General features: G+C 60.6%; 1 protein-coding gene and 1 pseudogene. One reads left to right on the top strand and one right to left on the bottom strand.

Going from position 1 to position 3,067, the window contains the following annotated elements:
- Positions 1-42: 42 nt before the first annotated feature.
- Positions 43-252, bottom strand: a complete 210-nt coding sequence (locus HT737_RS21325) for a cold shock domain-containing protein (RefSeq protein WP_041072369.1) — start codon at positions 250-252, stop codon at positions 43-45.
- Positions 253-489: 237 nt separating this feature from the next.
- Between HT737_RS21325 and plsB the strand changes: the two are divergent.
- Positions 490-2,992, top strand: a pseudogene (plsB, locus tag HT737_RS21320) (glycerol-3-phosphate 1-O-acyltransferase PlsB).
- Positions 2,993-3,067: the final 75 nt, after the last annotated feature.

The following is a 3,067-nucleotide window of genomic DNA, read 5'->3' as shown; positions in this document are numbered from 1 at the left end:
CTGTAGGAGCTGCCGCAGGCTGCGATCTTTTGATCTTGAAAGTTACAGGCCTACAACATCCTCAGCCTGCAAACCCTTCTGCCCTTCCACCACCGCGTATTCAACCTGCTGACCCTCGGTCAGCGAACGGTGTCCTTCGCCGCGAATCGCGCGGTAGTGCACGAACACGTCCACCCCGTCATCGCGCTGAATGAAGCCGTAGCCCTTGGCGTCGTTGAACCACTTCACATTGCCGGTTTCACGTGTTGCCATCTGTTCATACTCCTTTTTTATTATTGAACAGGCTTTTCGCAGGAAAGCCTTTGCGGAACGTCAGCCTGCGCCCGACGTCCATAAAGGGCCCCGGCGACAGATTGCCGAGTATATGACAGGCGTAAAAAGTCTCAACAGGAGATTACTTCGCCGCTTTTTTGCCGATTTTCGGTGAATACGGCAAACTGTCGACCGCCCGAGCATCTGCTCGGTTTTATCAACTCACGCAGAAGCCGTATGACCCGTTCCCCGTTCCGCCGTCTAGTGTTTGGCACCTTGCGCCGACTGTTGTACCTCTGGGTTCGCTCGGAGACGATCAACCAGTCGTCGCTCACCCTCAACCTCGACCGCAGTCGCCCGGTGTTCTACGTCCTGCAAAACCCCTCGCTCACTGATCTGGCGGTGGTCGACACCGAATGCACCAAGGCCGGTCTGCCGCGTCCGGTGTTGCCAGTGTCGGTGGGGCCGTTGATCGAACCGGCGGCGTTTTTCTACCTGACGCCGGACCCGGACTGGCTTGGCCGTCAGGACAAGCGCGGTGCACCGCCGACCCTGACCCGTCTGGTCAGCGCCCTGACCCAGAACGCCGGCCGAAGACGCGCAGATCATTCCGGTCAGCGTGTTCTGGGGCCAGTCGCCGGACAGCGAAAACAGTCCGTGGAAGTTGCTGTTCGCCGACAGCTGGGCCGTCACCGGGCGCCTGCGCCGACTGCTGAGCATCATCGTTCTGGGGCGCAAGACCCGTGTGCAATTCTCGGCGCCAATCCACCTGCGCGAATTGATCGAGCACAACAAGGGCCACGAACGCACCGTGCGCATGGCCCAGCGCATCCTGCGCGTGCACTTCCGCAACCTGAAGGCGGCAGTGATCGGCCCGGACATCTCGCACCGGCGCAATCTGGTCAAGGGTCTGCTCAATCAACCACTGGTCAAGCAAGCAATCGTCGAAGAAGCCGAACGCGAGAACATTTCCCTGGAAAAAGCCAAGGCCCAGGCCCTGCGCTACGGCAACGAGATCGCTTCGGACTACACCTACACCGCGATCCGTTTCCTCGAAGTGGTACTGAGCTGGTTCTGGAACAAGATCTACGACGGGATCAAGGTCAACCACATCGAAGGCGTGCAGAAGGTCGCTCAGGGTCACGAAGTGATCTACGTGCCGTGCCACCGCAGCCACATCGACTACTTGCTGCTGTCGTACCTGCTGTTTCGCAACGGCCTGACCCCGCCGCACATTGCCGCCGGGATCAACCTGAACATGCCGGTGATCGGCAGCCTGCTGCGCCGTGGCGGCGCGTTCTTCATGCGCCGCACGTTCAAGGGCAATCCGCTGTACACCTCGGTGTTCAACGAATACCTGCACACCCTGTTCACCAAAGGTTTCCCGGTCGAGTACTTCGTCGAGGGCGGCCGCTCGCGCACCGGGCGCATGCTGCAACCGAAAACCGGCATGCTCGCGATCACGATGCGCAGCTTCCTGCGTTCGTCGCGGATGCCGATCGTCTTCGTACCGGTGTACATCGGTTACGAGCGCGTGCTGGAAGGTCGCACCTACCTTGGCGAATTGCGTGGCGCGAGCAAGAAGAAAGAGTCGATCTTCGACATCTTCAAAGTCATCGGCGCGCTCAAGCAGCGCTTCGGTCAGGTCGCGGTGAACTTCGGCGAACCGATCAAACTCGCGGAATTCCTCGACGCTGAGCAACCGGACTGGCGCCAGCAGGCACTCGGCCCGCAGTACAAACCGGCCTGGCTTAACGAAACCACCAACCGCCTCGGCGAGAAAGTCGCGCAGCACCTGAACGAAGCGGCGGCAATCAACCCGGTCAATCTGGTCGCACTGGCGCTGCTGTCCACCACCCGCCTGGCACTGGACGATCGGGCCATGGCGCGGGTGCTGGATCTGTATCTGGCGCTGCTGCGCAAAGTCCCGTACTCACCGCACACGACCCTGCCGGAAGGCGACGGCCGCGCGCTGATCGAGCATGTGAAAGACATGGATTTGCTGTCCGAGCAAAACGATGCGCTGGGCAAGATTCTCTATCTGGACGAGCAGAACGCCGTCCTGATGACCTACTACCGCAACAACGTGCTGCACATCTTCGCCTTGCCGGCGCTGCTGGCGAGCTTCTTCCAGAGCACCTCGCGCATGAGCCGCGAGCAGATCCTGCGCTACACCCGCGCGCTGTATCCGTACTTGCAGTCGGAGCTGTTCATCCGCTGGAGCCTGGAGGAGCTGGACGCAGTAATCGATCAATGGCTGGAAGCGTTCGTCGAGCAAGGCCTGCTGCGTTTCGAAAAGGACGTGTACCTGCGCCCCGCTCCAAGTTCGCGGCACTTTGTGCTGCTGACCCTGCTGTCGAAAAGCATCGCGCAGACCCTGCAGCGCTTCTACATGACCGTCTCGTTGCTGCTCAACGCCGGGCAGAACAGCATCAGCGCCGAAGAGCTCGAAGACCTGTGCACGGTCATGGCCCAGCGCCTGTCAATCCTGCACGGCCTGAATGCCCCGGAGTTCTTCGACAAGAGTCTGTTCCGTCATTTCATCCAGACGATGCTCGACCTCGACGTCCTGCGCCGCGACGAAGCCGGCAAGTTGAGCTACCACGAACTGCTCGGCGAACTGGCGGAGGGCGCGGCCAAACGCGTATTGCCGGCGGAGATTCGTCTGTCGATTCGTCAGGTGGCGCTGCATCGCAGTGAAGATGCGGCGGATCAGATCACGCCACTGCCTGAGGCTTGATGCATTACCCCGGTGGGAGCGAGCCTGCTCGCGAAGACGGCTGACAGTCACTGGAAATATTGACTGAATCACCGC

It is taken from the genome of Pseudomonas sp. MD195_PC81_125 (genome assembly GCF_014060985.1).
Lineage (GTDB): Bacteria > Pseudomonadota > Gammaproteobacteria > Pseudomonadales > Pseudomonadaceae > Aquipseudomonas > Aquipseudomonas parakoreensis.
Note: the sequence above shows the minus strand (reverse complement) of the source record. Positions and strands in the feature narration are given on the sequence as shown.

Coding starts and splice junctions, on each gene's coding strand:
- HT737_RS21325 (WP_041072369.1), bottom strand. CDS start 252: ATGGCAACACGTGAAACCGGCAATGTGAAGTGGTTCAACGACGCCAAG.